This is a genomic window from Nocardia sp. NPDC047038, from assembly GCF_040644075.1.
In the GTDB taxonomy this organism is placed as follows: Bacteria; Actinomycetota; Actinomycetes; order Mycobacteriales; family Mycobacteriaceae; genus Nocardia; species Nocardia sichangensis.
Genome location: NZ_JBEYVQ010000025.1, coordinates 1 through 19755, shown reverse-complemented (window position 1 = coordinate 19755; position 19755 = coordinate 1). Strand labels below are relative to the sequence as shown.

The following is a 19755-nucleotide window of genomic DNA, read 5'->3' as shown; positions in this document are numbered from 1 at the left end:
TGAGGCCGCAGCATCGGTCGGCAATGTCTGGCCGAATTCAATGCTGGTTTCTCGCAATGCGGTGTCCGGGCGGTTGCGGGATGCTCTGGCTGTGCTTGGCTCATCGGTCATCACTCGCTGGCGAGCTCGCCGTGCCGCATCGGTGCGACTGGCGGCGCGCTTGGCCGCCATCGCGCATGCGGGGAGGATCGGAGCAGGTTCCGATCGGATGACACTGAGAAGAGGCGAAGGTGGCTGGCGGGTCCAGCAGGCCAGATCCGTCCGTGGACGCGATCTGTTTCTTCTAGCAGTGTGCTGGTCTTCCCGCAACGCGGCACCATAAGGTGCGCCTGCGATGGCTGCATTCGCGTACGCAAAGTTTCGACCACCTTGATGTCAAAGGCGCAGCGCTATGTCTGTTCGACATGACATGCGTCAGGCTGCTTGAGGGCGTTTGTCGGCAACGGCGATTCGCTGTGCTGGTGTTGTCGGGCAAACGGCTGATTGCTTCCCAAGCATTCATTCGTGGCTGGTGGGTAGTCAAGACTTTTAGCGTGTACACCGTGGGTGACTTTTTCGATAATCCACCCAGCGTGGGTGTATTTTTCGAACTATCACGCGAACTCGGCGCGTGACAGAGCCCCCAGTAGCGAGTGGGTGACTGGGGAGCGGTTGTCGTTCTGGGTGGCTTCGGCTATGTGGTCATGAACCGAAGGTTCTCAGGCGGGGGCGATCGGCTGGTGAACGAGCGATCCAGCGGTGCCTGGTAGGTCATTGCGTCTCGGTGTGGGCTGGTAGAGCGAGTAGGTCTTGAGTTGGCTGGGTGGGAAGTGGGCGTCGGTTTGTCTGGTTTCGTAGATGTCGTATTGGCCGGTTTCGGCGTTATATATTCCGACGGTTGTGTCGTCGATGATCTCCGGTAGGGGATCGTTTTTCCATAGTCTTGCGAAGTGCGGTGATCTGGCGCAGGCTGCGTAGACTTCAGCGAATCTGGTGGGGTCGGCGAAGGGGCGGAAAATGCGTAGGCCGAAGAGTAGGACCTGTATGCGCTCGAATCGCTTTCTGAATCTTTCGGAGTCGGGGTGATTGAGCATCAGGTCGATGATGTTTACTGCGCGTTTGGAGCCCCGGGGTGCCGGCCGCAGCATGGGGAACACGTCGCACCATGGCTGGTTCGCCCCGCCGGGCGGGATGTCGTAGAGCAGTCCTTGGAAACACGCTGGGCCTTTGTGGTTTTCGAGGTAGGAGAGGTCGTCGTCGGTCAACTCCGGCCACTCCTCGGTCGAGACCGGGTAGAGATCCGGGGTGACCAACGCCCGCATGACGTCCGCGATGTACCAGGGGACGCTCAGTTGCTCGATGAGCAGGTCGATATAGGTGTCGGAGGGTGTACGTTCGTCGCGGATCCACTTCTGGACGGTGTTGAGAGAGGAATCGAGCAATGCGCCTAGCTGTATCAACGTAAGTCCGCGTTCGTTGCCCCGGGGTGAGAGGTGTCGGACCTTCTCTGGCACGACGCTGGTCAATCGGACCCAGTTGATGTACTCACCGAGGGTCGACGGGTTCGGGCCGGTGCCGAGTGGTTCTATTCGCTCGACCAACTTTCTCATTGTTGCCTTCGTCTTTCTGTGGTGTGCTGCCCTCGTCATGTACCTGTAGCCGCCGAGGCAACTGACTCGTCACCGCGCCGTGGCTTGCTGAGCAATCGGGTTGCTTGCTGCCGAAGCCGGTTGTGGACGGCGCCTACGGCCCCTTCTCTGCGCTGATGGCTTTGGTTGTGCCGCGACGAGGGATGGATCGATGTTGTGGGCACACTCCGGGTGGCCGAAACACTGATTGCGCACGCTTGGCGTGCCCACGGTGCCGTGTCGGGACTGCGAATAGACAGAGGTTTGCGATCTTGGTCATGGCCGGTCTTCAGCTGTTCTCAGCGCCGTGCGCGACCAGCGGTGGCTCAGCGGGAGCGGGGTGTCGTCTAGGTCAGGTGCCGCCGCTATCAGTGCTGTCTGCAGCATGGCGAGTAGTGCGGGTTTGTCGTTTCCGCGGCACCGCAGGCTGATATGTCCGTCCGGTCGCACCAGGCACAGCGAGTCCGTGGCGGAATCGCCGTACGTGTCGAAAATATCGTTGCTTTCGGCGATTACGGCATGGGTTGGCGCGGCCGCGTCAACCTCGGGGGTCAACCTCGATGCGCGAGGGAGCGCGCCCCGGTTGATCCTCTGCGGCGGCCAGCCCAGCCACGATCGGCAGTGCCGGCGCCGTTCCCTGCGCCATGGGGGCCGCCAGCGCCTGGTTGAGTCAGTCGAGGTGATCGCTACCACTCGCAGTCGTCGACTGTAGGGCTGCGCAGCGTGCGTGGCCCATGCCGCCAGCGTGGACTGCGGATGCCGTTGCAAGACCAGCAGTGTGTAGCCCGGATGTCGCAGCAGGTCGTGAAGCCACAGCGTCGGCGTGATGGCCACGTCAGGGGCGCGGTCTCCGGCTCTGAGGCCACCCAATGTTAGTAGGCCGGGGGGCTGGGCTGTGACCTCGCGGTAGGAGTATGACAGTCCTGAAATTTGCTTGGCGGCGGCTTGTTTGAAGCCTGGTGCTCGGATGATCGCGCGGCGGTCGTCCATGGATTTGCCGTGCGACATCATGAAGCTGTGCAGCTTATGGGTGCCGTCGATGACTTGCTCGGCGACCGGCCTGCGCTCCGCCTCGTAGGTGTCCAGTACCTCTTCCGGGGCCTCGCCTGCGGCTAGGCCTGCGAGTTTGTAGCCGAGGTTGAGCGCGTCCTGGATTGCGGCGTTCATGCCTTGGCCACCGGCAGGTGAATGAACGTGTGCGGCGTCGCCGCAGAGGAAGGTTCTGCCGATGCGGTAGGCAGAGCTGACGCGTCGCCAGATCTCGAAGACAGTGGCCCACTTCGGCTCACCGAGCATGACGGTGCCGTCGAAGTGCCTGTCTATGGCCTGCTGAAACTCTGCGCGAGCGGCGTGGAGCTCGGGTTTGGCTTGCCGTGCGGGTGTGGGGTCGTGGATCAGGACACGGTAGTTGGTTGGAAGCTGCGCTTCGGTGGGCAACGGTGCCGTGAGCAGCATTTCCCCCCGATGGATGTCGTAATGGATGTCCCTGTCTTCGGGCGGAAGGCCGACCACCGGGACATCCATCATCCTCATGCTGCCGGTGTACTCGTCGCCTCGGAAATCCAGCCCGAGGAGGGTGCGCACGGTGCTTCGCACTCCATCACATCCCACCAGCCAGTCAGGGTTGACGATCTGCGCTACCACTCGGGTGTCGGCGTCTGTGTGAACAAGGGTCGCGGTGATGCATCCGCTGTCACTGGTGGTGAGGGCGCGTAGTTCGGTGTTCCATTCCACGAGGACGCCGCGTGTGGCAAGCTCGGCACGCAGTACGCTTTCCAAGCGGTCCTGCTCGAGCAGGAGGATGCCCGGATATCGGTGGCTCAATTGCTCGAAGGCGAGCCGCTCCGCCTCGTGTTCGGCCCCCTCGAAATGGAAGACCATACCGCCGCTCCAGATGCCCTTATCCAGCAGTGGCGCGACGATCCCCGCCCTGTCGTATCCTTCCAATGTTCGTATGTGGACGGTGAAGGATCTTGATGTCGTGGCAGGACCGGACCTTTTGTCGATCACGCGACACGGCACACCCCAGCGCAGCAATTCGAGGGCGAGAGTCAAACCCGCTGGCCCAGCACCAACGATCAGAATCGCATCACGCGAGACAGCAGCTTGTGACATGGTGGTCCTTCGTGCGGTGCCTGTAGCGTCCAGCGGTAAGGGAGCACTCACCGGCTTCGGATGGCGCCCTTCCATCGCGGGAAAGCTGTGGTCGTTAAGCGCGACTCTCACACGCACGCAACGAAGATGGAATGCGGAATGACCGGCAGATACCTACCGAGGTCACTTACCTATGTCATGCCGTCAGGATTCGAAGCTGAAGGCCGTTCTCGTGCTGCGGCGTCGATTCTGGGCATGAGATGTGCAGGAATGCTCGCTGCTACGTCTTTTCGCGAGTTGATCTTCAGCTTCTGGAATATGGCCGCGACTTGCGCGTCGATCGTTCGCCGGGAGACGCCTCGACGTGCGGCGATGGCACGATTCGTGTAATCGGCAGCAATCAGGATGGCGATCTCGAGTTGGGGTTCCGATAGAGTGCGCCACGGCTCGGGTGCAGGCAGCGGTGCGAAGTTCATCCTCAGTTCGCGCAGAGCGACACGGTGCACCTCGTTGTTCACCGGGTCGAGGCGTGCACCGCGTTTCTCGGCATCCGCGTAGGCGGCAGCACCGAGCACCTTGCGGGATGCCGCGCGAGCCTGGCGCGACTGGTCAGCGAACGACCCCATCGATGCGATGTCGATGCCCAGGCGAGTTCGCACAGCGCCCATGCCCCCAGCGAGGTAAGCGATCTCCCTTGCCAGAGACGGATTCTGCGTGTGGCTGCTGCCGTTCCTTGTGATGAGGGCTGCCAATGCCCAAATCCGCAGCTCGACCGCCCACGCCGCACCCCACTGATCACGCACGGACAGCTGATGACGCAAGGCGTCATCCAGGATCGCCAACGCCTCATTGGGATCGCCATGCTTGAGTAGGGCGACGGCACGGCTGAGCTCAGCCCACGAAGCCGCCCACCGTGCGCCCGATACTTGCGCTTGCTCGAGGCAACGCTCGGAAATCGCGTGAGCTTGTTCCGATGATCCGAGCAGGGCCGCCGCGAAGCCGGCGAACATGCCGGCCATCATCTCGCCGCCGCGATTGCCCAGATCACCGAACTTGTCCCGGGCCCGCTCGAGCACTCCGATTGCTCTCGGATCCCGATCGCGCATCACCATTTCTGTGCCACGGGCCAAATCCAGTCGCGGAGGAAGGCCGAAGTCGATTTCAGGGTGCTTGCGCCAGCTGGCCATGTCGGTATCGGGAATGCAGTCGGCGACGCAGTCCTCGATCAGACGATGAGCGTCTTGCCCTTGCCGCACGGCAAGCCACGCGATCACCGACTTGGCAGATACCTGCAGCGCCGTCGGCTGTGGGCTGAGCGTCTCGGTGGCACGCAGACACCGCTCCGTCAATCGCCGGATATCTTGGATTCTCCCTTGTACAAAGGGGACACGGAGAGCTATCAGTCCGACACAGATTTCCAGACCCGCCACGGCCGTGCTGGGAGAAGAGCGGGACGTTTCGATAGCAGTGAGGATGTTGTCCCAGGATGCGCGGGCCCAGTCCAGCAGTTCTCGCTCTTGCGGACTGAAGCAGCGGTCTGCGGCATCGGTGACTCGATCGCGGTAGTACCTCAGATGTCGATGAGCCAGGCAGACCGATTGATCTTCTCCGCTGCTATCCGAGCGTCGACCCAGCTGCTTCCACGCGAACATCCGTAGGGTCTCGAGCAGGCTGTAGCGCACCGTCGATGTGGTGATGTGGACAGTGACCAGCGATTGATCGACGAGCCTGTCGAGCAGCTGCTGTATCTCATTGCGCGGCAGCGACTGACGAACATCCCTGTTGTCGCCGAAATCGTCGACTTCGCCACCGCACACGGCTTGGATCGCATGCAGATCAGCTCCGACATCGGCGGCGGCGGCGCGCGCGTCGTCGGGATGGGTGTCGGATCCAGATGCGAAGACCGACATGCGGTCGAACAGCAGTCGTTCCTGATCGGAACACAATTCGTACGACCACCGAATGACGTCAGTGACCTTCCTGTGGCGGGGATCGACCCCCGCACGTGGCCCGGCCGACCACTGCATCCGCTGGTCGTCGGCTCGGCCCGAAAGCTCATCTCTGATCCCGGCCAACGACTGGTAACGCCGCCGGGCGGCGGCCAACCGGATATAGAGGGGATGGTGATGCACGTGTCGGCATATCTCAGCAGCAATCCCCGACTCTTCCTCGCCGATCACCTGGTGGCCGGTGAGCTCGACACGCTGCCGGAACAACGCGGCGGCTTGTTCCCTGGTCAGCGGTGGAACATTCGCTACACGCTCATCGGCCCAGCCGAGGGAGATCCGGCTGGTGGCCAGGATGGTGAGATCCGGGAGCGTATCGAGGAGATCCGTGACGAAAAGTAGTATGGGGTCAAGCACGTGCTCGCAGTTGTCCAAGACAACGATGGTGCGTTGGGGTCGACCTGGCTCATCGGGGCCGGCGCTGTTCAATGCGTCGACTAGAGCTTCCCACCCTGATCGTCCGGAGAACTCGCCCTGGAACACGATTCGGGTGGTCTCCCGCTCGACTGCGGCGTAGTCCGCGTCAGCTGGCAGCCGTGCGAGTGGTACCCAGTGGACCTGAGTGCCGCGGTCCTTGGCTCTGATGCGCCGGATCGCCTCAGCCGCCAAGGCTGTTTTCCCGATCCCACCCGGACCTGCAAGCGTGACCAGCCGCTGGGCCAGTAGGTAGCCCTGGATCTGCTCCAGCTCTCGATCGCGTCCGACAAAGTTCTGAGTCGGGGTCGGTACACCTCCCACACGCCCCACCCCTGGTTTATGCATAGGCGGACTATAACCGAAAAAGGATGGTCGGTCTTCTAAGTGCTGCTGGCCGACCTAACTCGTGGTTGTCAACACTCACGCCCGACTGGGGCGGAAACGCCATCGCGACGTGGGTGTCTCGATATGAACCCTTCTCGTGTCGATCCGCATGGACTGGCAACTGAGGATCGACGACGGGCAGGCGTGCCAACCGTATCCTGTGATGATAGGTAGGTAAGTCCGTAGGTAGCTACCTACCCTTTCGGCAGTTCGAAGTGCGCCAATTTGCTGCCTGCAATCAGTGTGTCCACCTGGACGTGCCATTACTCCCGCCCGGCGATCGGTCACAAAGGTTTGTCAGTGGTATAGGTAAGTATAGGCGTAGGTAATTCTCTATTCCGGCGAATCTTACGATTATGGCAATGTGTCGCTAGCGGACATCGGGAGGTGACTCGATGCTCGAGCCGAGTTGATTGCTGCCGCAGGGCGATTGATGTTGCGACCCGGCTACGTTCGCCGGATGCTGACCGCGCCACTGGTGGTATTTGAGCATTGATCGGGCTGATGGCGCCCGACGCCCGAGCGGCGTGGTTGTCCAGCAATGGGAGGGTGAGGATGCAGACCGGACGTCCGAGCACAACCGCGATGGCTGTTGCGCAAGCGCGGGCCTACCACCAGCTCGCCGACGAGCCACGGGTGTTCACCGATCCTTTCGCTGTGAGAATCCTTGGTAAATCCGTCTTAGCCGAAACGGAGTTCGACCACGGTCTGGATCCGGATCTGGTTCGTCAAAGGAGGTTGTTCATCAATGCGCGCAGTCGATTCGCAGACGACACCGTGGCGGCCGCAATCTCCAGAGGCACTGACCAGGTGGTGATCGTCGGCGCCGGACTCGACACGACCGCCTACCGCCATGACGGGACAACGGCGCGAATCTTCGAAGTGGATCACCCCACCACTCAGGAGTGGAAGCGTCGACGCGTGTCCGGAGCGGGCATGGCAATTCCGGACTCGCTGACCTTCGTTCCAGTCGATTTCGAGAACACCACACTGGCCGCCGGGTTGGCAGGAGCGGGCTTCGACTGCAATCGCAGTGCTGTGTACATCTGGCTCGGCGTTGCCGTTTACCTGACCAGGGCATCGGTCGACGCCACGCTCCGGTACATCGCCAGCCACGCCAAGTCCGAAGTAGTTTTCGACTACTTCTACCCGGTCGCCGCGAGTCCCGACGATGCCACGGCTACCCAGGTGCAAGCACGTGCTGATCGCGTTGCCGCAGCGGGCGAACCGTGGCTCACTTTCTTCACCGCAGATGAGATACGCGACATCTTGCAGGAATTGGGCTACACCCATGTCGAAGACCGCTCCGCGATCGAGCTGCTTACCTCATACGGGGTCCCTGTCGGCCCTCGCGCCACTGATTCGGGACCTCATCTGGTGTATGCCTGTACGGCGTGACAGCGCCAAACTGCCCCTACCGTCACGGGTAGGTGGGCAGCCTGTGGCGGGACGATGCTCGGCACGAGTTTCAGGTGAGGTGAGGGCAGGGTTGCCAGACTTCCGCGTCGGTCTCATCGCGAGAATCGCGGTGCCGTCTTAGCGCGTCGGCGCTGGCTATCGGTCACCTGTCGACGCGGACGCTGCCGGTAGACCATGACGTGGGGGCCCAGCCAGTCGTGACGTGGAGGGTATGGGGTTCGATCTGTCCGACTCCAACGGTAAATTGCCGCCGTTGCCGATCATTTACAACTGTAGCGGCCACCGTCAGAGTCGAGGCGTTCAGCAGCGCACCGATATTGCAATACGGCGCGTTCCGCTCCTTCCGGTGTCCGGCAACTGGGGCTCGCGGGTGATCGCAGTAGGCTGGCCCTTTTGTCGCCGGCGGTGCGAGTGTAGAGCAGGCCTGTGCGATCACCTGGATGCAGTCAACATGCGAAGGAAAAATGTACCCAGCGTGGGTGAAATTTGCCGATATATGTCGGTGGTGCTGACGGTCTGGGTGTCTTTCTGCAAAATGTGTACAAAGTGGGTACCCAAAGAGCGTTGACACGTACATCTTGCTGCCGAAGACTGCTTGTAGCCCGAACATTCAGTATCCGGTCGGACATCCAGGCGGTAGCTGCCGTGGGAATCTGCCCGTTTATAGATGTGTAAGGCTGACAATTCGCCGGGGGCGGTGGGAAATTCGCGTGCTCCGTTGCTGCGCTGTGCGCTGCACGTGTGTGGGAATCCCTTCCATTCGCTGTCGTGCGACCACTGGAGCTCGGTGTGAAATGTGATCAGTTCATATCGTGCGGCCATTATTTCGATGTACGGACATCGTGCGTCAGTAATGAAAGGAATACCTAACTCATGGACATACTCGGCCTGGCCTACGCAGTTTCGAATCTCGTCTCGAGCGGCCTGTCGCTCCTGGCGAACGGGATTTCGCTTCTGCACTCGTTCGGCGTGATCTAGCGGCGTGGCGGGATCCGGCCCACACGCTGCGGGCTGGCTCCTGGGAGTCTCCACGTTTCCCGGGCTCATCGCAGAGCCCGGGAAACCGCGAAGACTTCAACCTCGCTGCGGTGTCTATGCACCGATGCTTCTCGATCCTTGATAGGGGAATCCCTTTGCGTTATTCCAGCATTCGCATCGTGACCTACGTCCGTGTGGCGCTCGGCAGCGTGCATGACGCTGCGCAAGAAGCCTTTTCTCGCGCATTTGCGGCGGTGAGCGCATGAGCAGGCGTCGCCGCTGCCATATGAGCGCACGAACCGGCGCATGGGGAGCGGTGGCGGTGACCACCGCCGCTGTGATGGCGACGGGCGCCGGCGCTGCGGCCGCAGACGAGGGCCCCGTCCCGCTGCCCGGCTGTCCGGCGCTGCTGGTGTTGGGCGTGCAGGGTACCTCCGAGTCGTCGCCGACCGCCTCTCCTACGGCGGATTCGGGAATGCTCGGCCGGATATTCGCCCCGATGCTCGCCGAGGGAGCGAGCGTGGACCGCGTCTACATTCCCTACCCAGCGTCGTTCGGTGGTGTGCTGGGCACCGGACCGGGCACCGATCCGTTCGCCTCCTCGACCGATCAGGCCCGCGCTCGACTGGACGCCACGGCAGCCCAGGTCGTGGACCACTGCCCACACACGCAGATCGCGGCCGCGGGATACTCCGGCGGCGCCGCGGTCGTGTCCGGTTTCGCACAGGACATCGGCGCAGGTATCGGTCCGGTGCCTGCGGATCGAGTGGCCGCGATTGCGCTGCTGAGTGATCCCACCCGACCGGCTGGGACAGGGCCGATACCGGGTCTGGCGGGCCAGGCGTCGCCGAGTGCCCCGCCGGGCACCGACGGCACGCACACGGCACAGGTGCGGCTGTCGCCGGTCCCAGGGAGCGGCGGCATCGCCGACCGCGGCACCGACTTTGGTGCCCTTGCCGGGCGAGTGGGCGAGTTCTGCGCGGCGGGTGATCTGGCGTGCGATGCCCCCGGTCATGCCGCGGCGCTGCGCACGGCAGCCGGACTCGCAGCGCAGGCCGACCTGCGGGACCCGATCACGGCGGCGGGCAGCCTGGCAGGGGCATGGGGCCAGACGGTAACCGAGGCAGCCAATGCAGTGTTGCTGTCGGATGTCACCGTTGATCCGGCCGGCCAGGTGAACTATGCACCCGCGCAAACCGTCTCGCAGCGCCTGGCGGAGGCGGCAGATCCACGCACTCCCACGGCGACGCCGGAGCAGACCCAGGCCGCGGCGGAAAGAGTCGGTCACATCGTCGGCGCGATCGCTGCCGACCCGCTAGGGCAGATCCCGAAGCTGGTCAATCAGATCGGCGCCGCGGTCGGCGCGGAGATCGCGGCGAACGCGGACCTGCTGAATCCGGCAACCCTGTTGCACTACGCGACCGTCACTGTCGCGCACACCGGGTATGGCGCCAACGGCCAGACCGACGAGGCCGCCGACTGGTTCGCCGCGGCCTCGCACGACCTTGCGGGGAACGGGCAATGAGTGCCGAACCGCACGACCGCACCCCATATGTCGTAGCCTCGAGCGCCGCTGCCGCACCAACGACCGCAGCTCATGTCATGGCGTCACCGAAGCGCAGTCCGCGAGGGCTGCCGGAGCTGCTCGGCGCGACCGGTTTTTCACTGGGTGTCGGTGCGGTCGTTGCGGCCCTGGCCGAGGGCGGAGCCCGCGATCCACTGGCCCGGTGGCTGGTGGCATCCTGCGGAATAGCAGCTACAGCCACAGTCGTCGCGCGCGGCGCGCGGCATCCACGTCCGGCTCTGCAGGTGCGGCGATGGCGGCGGCGTCTCGCGACGGCGAGTCTGGTGTCGTTCTGCCTTGGTGCGGGAACATCTAGCTATCTGCTGGCCGCGCCGCAGCTGCTGACCTCGGTGTGGGGAGTGTCGTTGCCAACTGCGGCCGCCTGCGTCGGATCAGCGGGTGTGGAGGCAATGCTCGCGGCCGTGGTGGCGGGTCACCTCATCAACGACTCCTCAGCACGGTGGTGGTGCGCCGGCGGGATGACGTCGGTCGCCGGGGGGTTCGCTGTCATGGGCAGCTCAGCCGTGGGTGCCGAACCTGCGTGGCCGGCATGGGGAATGGTGGTTGCGCTTGTGGGACTGGGCATGGGCACCGCGATCACCGCGTTGTCGGTGATCTGCGCCGAGGTGGCTGAGGCCGGGGAGTGTGCGGCTGCGTTCTGGCGGATACTCACTGTCAGTCAGCTCGGCGGTGTTGTCGGCATCGCAGCCATGGCCACCGCCCGGCCGCTCGAGGCGTTTCTCGACGGTTTTCACGCGGTCTTCGTACTGGTGGCCGTGCTGTCGTTGGGGGTAGGCGTCGCGGCCGCCGGGTGTCTGCGCACCTCGGCGTCTGCGACTTCCCCAGCATCGATCTCCGCTGCCACAAAGAGGTGCGCGCACAACACGAGCGGGCGTTCGAATGCGGCAACCGAGCCACTGGTCGGCGGGTGGAGCGATGTGCCCGGCCGCCACCATCGAGGGGCGGATTCACGATGAGCTCCTCCGAGGACGGCCAGCCGCGCCACCACGATGATGGTCGTTGCGGACCGGACCGGTTAGGGCGCTATGGGATAGTGCCCGCAGATGGTCTTCTCGCGTCGGGGCCGCTCGGCGCGGAGCATGAACTCGCGCAGGTCGAACGCCGCGATGCGGACCCGGCGACCGAGTTCGATCTGCTGCGCAGGATCGTGCGGGCCGCGGCGGTCGCCAGCGTAAGCGAGGGAGAGTTCGTCCGTCGGCTGCGCACGCCGCGCATGATGCTGCAGCCACGCTTCAGCGCGAATGATTCGACTGTCGCCGGTTTCTCGCTGCGCGATCCGCGCACAACGCTTCTGCGACCGGAGGTATCGGACGCGGAACTCGGTGGCGATTGCCTGCTGCCGGTGCTGCGCCTGGATTGGGACTCCAGCGAACAGGCGCGGTTGGAAGCGGCGGCGGAGTGGCGACATGTGCGCATCATGGGCCGATGGGAGCGGGAATCAATCCTGTTGACCTCCCCGGCGATGTGGCAGCGAGCGCTGGTAGACGCCGCGCAGTTCCATCACCGCCTGCAACTTTGCGAGGCTGCGGATCGCCACAGCTGGCAGTGGTCGGCCACCCGAGTCGCCGGAGTTCTCGCGATCTGGTCGCTGCGTTGCGAACCCGCCTCCGGTGGGCCGTTGGCCACGGCGTCCGAGCAGGTTGCCCGATCCGGCATGGCCCGGGGCAGCGGTCCCTGGCCGAAGACGGACGGGGCACCTTCGGCCAGTCTTGCGCGGACGGCGTATGTGCTGGCTCAACAGTCGGCCACAGCCCACGACGCGGCGCGCGAGACGCTGTTACTCGCGCAGTTGTCCGCGTCGGTGATGCTCATCGCGAAAGCCCATCGCCGCCGCGGCGAGCTACCGGCCGCGATGCGGCTGGCAGAGCGCGCATTGTCGCCACTGGCGGAGGTCGAACGGCTGATGCGCGAACGCATCGATCCTCTCCCGCCCCACGACGATGCGGTAGGCGACTAGATGCCGCAACAGCCGAATACCAACACGATCTCGGCCGCCCTGCACGCTGCGCGCGCCGTCATCGACGACAACGACGCTGAAGCAGGCGGTCTCGTCATCGTTCTGCTGCGTGAGGGGCATCCGGTGACCGTGCTGCGGCAGCAACGGGGCGAGATCGACCTGGCGACGATCACAGCAGCGGCACGGTCGGCGAGCGCTGCGGTGGCGATCGTCCTCGGTGCACCGGCAGCACGGGGGATCGGACCGATCCTGATGCGTCTGGACGAGCTGGTGGCGCAGTTGTCGGCGGCAGGGATCAGCGATCCGGTCGCAGTGCACGTTCCCAGCCTCGACGGTGACCAGGACACCGTCGTGACGGCCTTGACCAACACCAGCGACCGGGTCGTGCCCGCCGTCGGTTCGCACCGCCGTGCCCGCAGAAGGGGCCGGATCGCTGCGCTCCTCGGCGGTCGCCGCCGCCCAAGCCGCGAGAGCAGGAGATCGTGATGCATTGCGATACAGAGCATCCGGATGACGACACCTTGCCGAGGCGGTGGCAGACGTTGAGCAGTGTGGTCACAGCCCTCGCCGCGGTGGTTGCCGCGGCCGCCGTCGGATGGGCGACGATCTGGTCGCCGAATTCCGAACCGTCGCATCCGCCGAGCAGCACCAACACGGTGATGCTCGTGCCCGCCCACTCGGGCGACTGGGTGGGCTGTGGAGGCGCGGCTGACGGCGTGATCCGCCTGGCCGTGCGGGTCACCGATAGTGGGGTAGCGCAATGAGCGCGGATCTGCTGATCCTGGCCGCCTTCGCGGTCGCGGCGGTGAGTATCAACGCCGCGATCGGCGTGGCCGCCCCACCACCACGACCTACGGCCCCCCACACCGACACCGGTGCGCCACCGGAGCGCAGCGGGAGCTGACCGTGCTGATCTTCGAGTCGGTCTATCCGGTTGTCATCGCGGTGGGCACGGTGATAGGCAACGTCGCGCTCACGATCGGCGGGCATCAACCCCGATGTGCTCGTCAGTGCTGCCGCGACTGCGCACGCAGCCGCGCGAGGAGCCGTCGATGATTCCCTCCGGCCCTCAGAGCTCACGGCCCCAACAGAAATCAGCTGCCGCACCGGCCGTGGCGAGCGATAGTCTCCGCCGACCAAAAGAGACGGCGTGGGTGCTGGTGGAGACATTCCTGCCCGGCTTGCCGCGATCGGTGGTGGCCGAAGGTGCCAATCCCCGGCGATTCTCGCGAGTCGCGCGAACGCGCGTGGCGGGCAGTTCTGCAGCGGCGCAGCATATTCCCGCGATCATCGAGCAGACCGTTATCACCGGCGCGCCGCAGGTGCGCGCGCTTTACCCACCCTCAGGGGGAGCGATGCGGGTGTTCGCCGTCCCGGTCCTCGGCCCGAACGATCACGTGTGGGCAGTGCAGCTGTGGGCCGGCCCGCGCGATGCCGCAGTGCCGCTGCGACCGGAGGTCGGCGCCATGCTGTGGACCGCGTCCGGTGGCGGACTCGTTCACACCACCAGCGCACTCGAACGGATATTGGACAGCGACTCGATGCGGTCGGCTGACCGCACGCTGCCGGACCTCATGCGTCATTTCGAACGCATCGAGGACCGCACCGCATTTCTGCACCTATTCGGCGACACCCCTACCCCGAAATTGTGGTCGGGCACCGCCATCACCGCAGGGGTGATGAGCCAAGCGCGGCTGCATGTTTCCATTGCCGCCTGCGGCAGCGGTACTGGACGCACCCGCACCGTCCAAGCCCTGGTCCACGACATCAGCGACGCGTATCCAGTTCCTGCCCCCGGAATGACGACGCGGCTGATCCGAGCGGTGCCAATTCCTGTCCAGCACGCCGTGGGCGTGGTGGATCTACGCACCGGCCTGCTGCATGAGTGGGTCTCGCAAGGGCCGCCGCCCCTGGACCGGTGGCTGCACCAGATGCCCACGATCCACCCAGAGGACATCACCGGGCTGGCCGCCCTACGGGCGGAGTTGCTATCCGGGACCGAGCATGCCCGAAATCACTGGCGGATGCGCTGGGACGACGCGGAGGACTGGGTTGTCGTCGCGGCCCGCTGGACTGTCCTGACCCGCGGGGACGCGCCTCAGGCGATGGTCGATGTGCGGCTGTCCGCGCCACGGCGCACGCGACCCGTGCCAGGGCCTGACTCCGAGCCGCAAGCAAGCAGCCCGCCCGGCTCGAATACTGACCACGCAGAGCGGGTCCTATGAATATTGATCACGCCGCACCGCAAATACCACCACCAGCGCGCGCCGAAATAGCCCTCGCACTGGCCCCGACTGGCCCACGGGCGCGGCATGTCCTGACCGATAGCCGCCTCACCGCGTCCGCCTGCGCACGCCGCCATCAGCACCCTCCATGATGCGGCCGCCGGGTCGCGCCGACACGTACGAACCGGCGACAAACGAAGCCACGGGGGGCGAGCAGCGACAAACGAACTGTCGCACCAAACATCGGAAAACGGCTGGAGCGGGTATCGACAGCTGAGACAAGTGAGGCAACAACTATGAACTCACCGGATTCGCGACAGACCATGGCGAAAGTCGCGATCGTCGGCGCCGGTTTCGGCGGACTCGCGGCAGGAATCGCGCTACGCGAGAACGGGATCGACGACTTCCTGATCTTCGAGGAGGCCGACGATGTCGGAGGCGTCTGGCGAGAGAACACCTACCCCGGATGCAACTGCGACGTACCGTCACATCTGTATTCGCTGACCGCGCAACCCTATCGCGGCGAAGTCCGCTACCCGGGACAGCGGGATATCCTGGACTATCTGCGCCAGGTCGTCGGTGACCACGGACTGCGCCCGCATCTGCGTCTGCGCACCGCCATCGCCCAGGCGGCCTTCGATGAGGACACAGGCCGCTGGCGGCTCACCACCGCCCAAGGACATATCGTCCACGCCGAGACCGTGATCTTCGCCGTGGGGATGCTGCACCGTCGGCATCTGCCCGACATCCCCGGCCGCGACACCTTCGGCGGGGATTGGTTTCACTCCGCACAGTGGGACCACACCCGAGAGCTGCGGGGCCGACGTGTCGCGGTCGTCGGCACCGGTGCCAGCGCCGTGCAGTTGGTCCCGGAACTGGCGGTTGTCGCCGAGCAGGTGCGCGTGTTCCAACGAACTCCGACCTGGGTGCTGCCCAAACCCCGCCCCGAGTTCGGGTGGCTCACCCGCGCGCTGCTGCGGAGGATCCCGATCACCCACGAGCTGTATCGCGCACTGGTGTACTACGCGGCCGATCTGGTGCTGGCGCCGGTGATGACCGGTGGATGGTCGGCGCGCCCTGCCGAATGGGCCGCTCGTGCCTACCTGCGCTGGCAAGTCCGTGACCGGCGGCTTCGTGACGCGCTGACCCCACGGCATCGTATTGGCGCCAAACGCATACTGCTGTCGCGCAGCTACTATCGTGCGCTCGGCCGCGACAACGTCGAGCTGATCACCACCCCGATTCACAGCGTCACCCCGACCGGTATCCGCACCGAAGACGGTGTCGTGCACGAGGTCGACACGATCGTCTATGCCACCGGGTTTCGCGCCACCGAGTTCCTGGAGCCGATTCCAGTCGTGGGCCGCGGCGGCATGCTGCTGCACGAATACTGGAAGAACGGGGGCGGAACATTCCTCGGCTTGGCCGCGCCGAAGTTTCCCAACACCTATTTCGTCGCCGGACCGAATACCTTCAACGCTGCCGGATCCAACATCGGCATGAAGGAATCCCAGCTGCGCTACATCATGGCTGCGATCCGGCTGCGCGAAACCTCGGGCGCGGCCGCGCTCGAGGTCAGCCATCGCGCCATGGCGACTTATGACCGGTGGTTGCAGGTTGCGATCTCTCGAACCATCTGGCCTACCGGAGGACCGAGTTGGTACAAGACCGCCTCCGGCCGGGTCGTCACGCCGTGGCCGTCGACCGCCCGGGCGTACGCGCGGATGACCGCGCGTGATCCCGCTCTGGACCTCGTCCCGGTACCGCTGCGCGGACGGGAACTCGCGCAACGCCCGACCGGCCCAGTGATTGCGTCCCGACGCGCGCACACCCTCCCACGCCCGTCACACACCGCCACGTCGTAACCGGCGTCAGCCAGCAGCGACGCACACCCACTCACTCTTTCACCGAGGACCTGTCATGACCACATCCGCCGCGGCCGATGGCCGCGCCTACTGGCATTCCATCCACTCCACCCGCACCCACAGCCCGGCCCCCGCTGCCTTGCGCCACACCCTCGCTGGTACCGGCACCCTCGAGCAGCGCCGCGTCCGCGACCTCATCGCCGCACTCGATGACCGGCCGGTGCCGGGCCGCAGCTACACCGATACCGCCCATTACGGTTACGAGCTAATGGCCCAGGTCGTGGCCGCGCTCGGCGGCTCAGCCATCGACATCGCCCGCAATTTCCCACTCCTGTGCGCCATCTACGACTCCGCCGCGATCCACGCTCCGCGACTGCTGACCGTGCTGCACGGATTCAATCTCGGCATCGCACCGATCCTGCGCTTGGGTAGCGGAGCCGACTACCAGCAGTCCTTGCTGCGCGCGCTCGAGGACGGCACCGCCAGCGGCGCGTTCGCAGGCACCGAACTGGGTCACGGCACGAACTTGGCTGGTCTGCAGACCCAGGCGGTCTGGCAACCTCAGCAGCGCCGGTTCCTGCTGCACACACCGAGCGCGGCGGCGATCAAGTGGATGCCGAACATCGCTGATCCCACTATCTCCAAGATCGGGATCGTTCTGGCCCGCTTGGTCGTCGCCGGAATCGATGAAGGGGTATGGCCGTTTCTGGTTGTGCTGCGCGACGCCGACGGCCAACTCACCGACGGTATCGAACTGTCCGCGCTCCCGCCGTCGGTGGGTGGACCGGAAATGGACCACGCAGGCTTCCGGTTCATCGAAAAGCCGCTGCCCGCGGACGCGCTGCTGTGCGGACAGCTAGCCCATTTCGATGATGAGGGCCGCTTTCACTGCGCTTTGAGCCGCCACCGGCGTTTCCACGCGGCCATCGGCACCATCGATTCCGGCCGCGCTCTCTACGCCGGCGCGGCGCTGGCCAGCGCCCGGGCGGGATGGAGCATCGCCACCCGCTACGCCCGCCAGCGGCTCACAGCTGGCGGTGTCCTGCTCGGTGACCGCGACGGCATCCAGCGCGACCTGGTCTCCGCGGCCGCGCGCATCACCGCCGCCACCGCGTTGAGCAACTTCACCCGCGGCCGGTTCACCACTGGAGAAGGCGGCGAACCGGATCCGACTGCCGCGCCGATGGCGATGCTGGCCAAACCCCTGGCCACCTACACCGCACGCGACGTGCTGACAACGTGCCGTGAAATTGTTGGGGCGCAGGGTTTATCGAGCATGAATTTCTTCGGTGATTACATTGCCCGGGTGGCCGGGACGGTCACCGCCGAGGGCGCCAACAGTGCGTTGTTGGTGGCGGCCGGTCGCAGTATCGAACTCGTCGCCACCGGTCGCGCACCCCGATACACCGACATCTCCCAACTGCGGGTCGTCGACGAGCGCGTACCGCTGCCGTGGTGGAACGCGATGCTGCGCGAGAGGGAGGAGGCGATCGTCACGGCTGCGAGAGAAGGCACACTCACCGGGGGCGGCGTCGTCGGAGCCGACACCGCCGCCACTGAGGTGGCGATCGCCGTGACCGACCGACTGGCCTCCGATGCTGTGATCGCGGCAGCCACCGCCACCGACGACCCCGAAGCCGAGGCCATCCTGCGGGATCTGGGTGCGGTGTTCGCGCTCGAGCGCATCAACGCCCACGCCGCCTGGTATGCCGCCCACCGGCAGTTGCCGGCCAAACGTGCCGGTGAGGTGCAGCGGCAGCTGACCGACCGCTACGCCGCGCTCGCAGCACACCTGCACACCACCGTGCTCGATGCCTTCGGTGTCCCGCCCCTGCCCGCACTCATCGACCAGCCCGACTACATCGAGGCATGGAGCGAGCAGTTGGGTTGGCGCACCGAGGATTTCAGCGAGGTCACCGCCGAGCGGGCCAGCAGCGCGTCCGATCCTCGCAAGGCCTGACCGTTTCGGGTTTCGATACGCCGAATAGGGGAGGTTGGCAAGTGTGGAGCTGGAGCCGCGCTGTCGTCGAGCGGGCCGAAGCGGCGTCGTTCACCGCCTGGAGATATCCACCCCATCAGTACGGAACACACGACGGCCTGCCGGACTGCAACTCGGCGCGGTTATCGGCACCTCGCCGTGGGCGGCGGGTGCGGATTAGGAATGGGTGGAGGTGGCTTCTCCGGCGCGGACGGGGCGAGGTCCAGAACGACGAGCGTGTCGACGTCGATGAGTTCGGTCCTGCTGCGTGAGGAGACGGCCAGTTCGGGATGTCCCCGTCGCTGGGATCGCGCCGGGACTGGCCAGAACAAGTCGACGGGGCGATCGAAGGGTTCCCGACGCGCGTGCGTGCGAGCCGTTCCGGCCCACGAGGCCGGGACGGCTGGAGCCGTCAACGCGAGCGAACCCGACTTCGGCGGCGCGACCACCTCTGTTGCCGACTATGGTCCACAGGCGCGCCTACACGGCCGCGGTCTTAGCGGTGTGGTCACCTAAGCCTGCGACACAGTGCGCAGACAACACCTCGCACGCTGGCCGTTCGCGGAGAGGAAAACGCAGAAGCGCAAACCTCAGCGTGTCGCGCCGCCGAAGCCGAAGTTCGCACGACATGGCCCGCTTGGAACCAATTCTGAAAGAGCGAGGAGTGAAGACCGAAGTCGAGCACTGGCTATCTCGCTCCGCTTCGAGGGAAGTCGGTGGTGTCTCGCTGGATACGCCGGATGCCCGATCCAGGGCTGCTGTGATGTCCAGGGAGGTTGTCCGGTCTACTCATTGTGGTGAGTCCGGCTGACAGGTGAAGGCCTCCGGTTGTGAAGTGGAGCTGTCTAGGAACCGCTTCACGAGCCCGGAGGCCTTCGTGTCCCACGCTAACGCAACACTCACCCCGATCACCCGTCTGCGGCTGGCACGGTTGATCGTCGATCGCGGCTGGACCTACCGCGCGGCAGCGAAAATGTTCATGGTCTCCCCCCGCACGGCCGGCAAGTGGGCCGACCGTTACCGGACCGAGGGCGTAGCCGGGATGACCGACCGCAGCTCACGCCCGCATACCAGCCCGAACAAGACCGCCCCGCAGCTCGTACGCGCCATCGTCGCACTGCGCTGGCGTCACCGGCTGGGACCGGTACAGATCGCCGGCCGGCTCGGGATGGCAGCCTCGACCGTGCACGCGGTACTGGTGCGTTGCCGCATCAACCGACTCTCCCGTATCGACCGGGTC

The 19755-nt window shown here is 65.1% G+C and carries 14 protein-coding genes; 11 read left to right on the top strand and 3 right to left on the bottom strand.

The genetic code is table 11. The annotated features are described in order from the left end of the window. Positions 1 to 698 precede the first annotated feature (698 nt). The 3 genes from ABZ824_RS37050 to ABZ824_RS37040 form a co-directional block, all read right to left on the bottom strand. Positions 699 to 1589 carry a helix-turn-helix transcriptional regulator gene (locus ABZ824_RS37050; protein WP_356969268.1) on the bottom strand — a complete coding sequence of 297 codons (891 nt, stop codon included), beginning with the start codon at positions 1587 to 1589 and terminating at the stop codon, positions 699 to 701. A 294-nt stretch (positions 1590 to 1883) separates the two neighbouring features. Then, entirely contained in the window at positions 1884 to 3722 is a 1839-nt protein-coding gene (locus ABZ824_RS37045) for an FAD-dependent monooxygenase (protein ID WP_356969266.1), read from the bottom strand. A 170-nt stretch (positions 3723 to 3892) separates the two neighbouring features. Beyond that, positions 3893 to 6469 carry an AAA family ATPase gene (locus ABZ824_RS37040; protein WP_356969264.1) on the bottom strand — a complete coding sequence of 859 codons (2577 nt, stop codon included), beginning with the start codon at positions 6467 to 6469 and terminating at the stop codon, positions 3893 to 3895. 594 nt (positions 6470 to 7063) lie between these two features. Between ABZ824_RS37040 and ABZ824_RS37035 the strand changes: the two genes are divergently transcribed. The 11 genes from ABZ824_RS37035 to ABZ824_RS36985 all read left to right on the top strand — a co-directional run. After that, the gene (locus ABZ824_RS37035; protein WP_356969262.1) at positions 7064 to 7906 is read left to right on the top strand and encodes an SAM-dependent methyltransferase; all 843 of its coding nucleotides are present in this window, start codon (positions 7064 to 7066) and stop codon (positions 7904 to 7906) included. A 1321-nt stretch (positions 7907 to 9227) separates the two neighbouring features. Beyond that, the gene (locus tag ABZ824_RS37030) at positions 9228 to 10430 is read left to right on the top strand and encodes a cutinase family protein (RefSeq protein WP_356969260.1); all 1203 of its coding nucleotides are present in this window, start codon (positions 9228 to 9230) and stop codon (positions 10428 to 10430) included. A gap of 623 nt (positions 10431 to 11053) precedes the next feature. Continuing rightward, on the top strand, positions 11054 to 11446 hold the full coding sequence (locus tag ABZ824_RS37025; protein ID WP_356969259.1) for a hypothetical protein: 393 nt from the start codon (positions 11054 to 11056) through the stop codon (positions 11444 to 11446). Then, positions 11443 to 12447: a hypothetical protein gene (locus ABZ824_RS37020; RefSeq protein WP_356969257.1), complete on the top strand. Its 1005-nt coding sequence runs from the start codon at positions 11443 to 11445 to the stop codon at positions 12445 to 12447. The genes ABZ824_RS37025 and ABZ824_RS37020 overlap by 4 nt, the downstream gene beginning before the upstream one ends. Next, the gene (locus ABZ824_RS37015; RefSeq protein WP_356969255.1) at positions 12448 to 12933 is read left to right on the top strand and encodes a hypothetical protein; all 486 of its coding nucleotides are present in this window, start codon (positions 12448 to 12450) and stop codon (positions 12931 to 12933) included. Further along, entirely contained in the window at positions 12933 to 13211 is a 279-nt protein-coding gene (locus ABZ824_RS37010; protein WP_356969253.1) for a hypothetical protein, read from the top strand. The genes ABZ824_RS37015 and ABZ824_RS37010 overlap by 1 nt, the downstream gene beginning before the upstream one ends. Further along, complete coding sequence (locus tag ABZ824_RS37005) at positions 13208 to 13351, top strand: hypothetical protein (RefSeq protein WP_356969251.1); 144 nt, start codon at positions 13208 to 13210, stop codon at positions 13349 to 13351. The genes ABZ824_RS37010 and ABZ824_RS37005 overlap by 4 nt, the downstream gene beginning before the upstream one ends. Before the next feature lie 250 nt (positions 13352 to 13601). Next, on the top strand, positions 13602 to 14672 hold the full coding sequence (locus tag ABZ824_RS37000; RefSeq protein WP_356969249.1) for a GAF domain-containing protein: 1071 nt from the start codon (positions 13602 to 13604) through the stop codon (positions 14670 to 14672). Between the two features lie 296 nt (positions 14673 to 14968). Continuing rightward, a complete protein-coding gene (locus ABZ824_RS36995; RefSeq protein ID WP_356969247.1) occupies positions 14969 to 16537 on the top strand; it encodes an NAD(P)/FAD-dependent oxidoreductase in 1569 nt (522 codons plus the stop codon). A 55-nt stretch (positions 16538 to 16592) separates the two neighbouring features. Continuing rightward, positions 16593 to 18497, top strand: a complete 1905-nt coding sequence (locus tag ABZ824_RS36990; RefSeq protein ID WP_356969246.1) for an acyl-CoA dehydrogenase family protein — start codon at positions 16593 to 16595, stop codon at positions 18495 to 18497. An 895-nt stretch (positions 18498 to 19392) separates the two neighbouring features. After that, a partial coding sequence (locus tag ABZ824_RS36985; protein ID WP_356969355.1) for a leucine zipper domain-containing protein occupies positions 19393 to 19755 on the top strand: 363 nt, incomplete at its 3' end.

Coding starts and splice junctions, on each gene's coding strand:
- ABZ824_RS37045 (WP_356969266.1), bottom strand. CDS start 3,722: ATGTCACAAGCTGCTGTCTCGCGTGATGCGATTCTGATCGTTGGTGCT.
- ABZ824_RS36995 (WP_356969247.1), top strand. CDS start 14,969: ATGAACTCACCGGATTCGCGACAGACCATGGCGAAAGTCGCGATCGTC.
- ABZ824_RS37035 (WP_356969262.1), top strand. CDS start 7,064: ATGCAGACCGGACGTCCGAGCACAACCGCGATGGCTGTTGCGCAAGCG.
- ABZ824_RS37040 (WP_356969264.1), bottom strand. CDS start 6,469: ATGCATAAACCAGGGGTGGGGCGTGTGGGAGGTGTACCGACCCCGACT.
- ABZ824_RS36990 (WP_356969246.1), top strand. CDS start 16,593: ATGACCACATCCGCCGCGGCCGATGGCCGCGCCTACTGGCATTCCATC.
- ABZ824_RS37050 (WP_356969268.1), bottom strand. CDS start 1,589: ATGAGAAAGTTGGTCGAGCGAATAGAACCACTCGGCACCGGCCCGAAC.
- ABZ824_RS37010 (WP_356969253.1), top strand. CDS start 12,933: ATGCATTGCGATACAGAGCATCCGGATGACGACACCTTGCCGAGGCGG.
- ABZ824_RS37025 (WP_356969259.1), top strand. CDS start 11,054: ATGGGCACCGCGATCACCGCGTTGTCGGTGATCTGCGCCGAGGTGGCT.
- ABZ824_RS37020 (WP_356969257.1), top strand. CDS start 11,443: ATGAGCTCCTCCGAGGACGGCCAGCCGCGCCACCACGATGATGGTCGT.
- ABZ824_RS37015 (WP_356969255.1), top strand. CDS start 12,448: ATGCCGCAACAGCCGAATACCAACACGATCTCGGCCGCCCTGCACGCT.
- ABZ824_RS37005 (WP_356969251.1), top strand. CDS start 13,208: ATGAGCGCGGATCTGCTGATCCTGGCCGCCTTCGCGGTCGCGGCGGTG.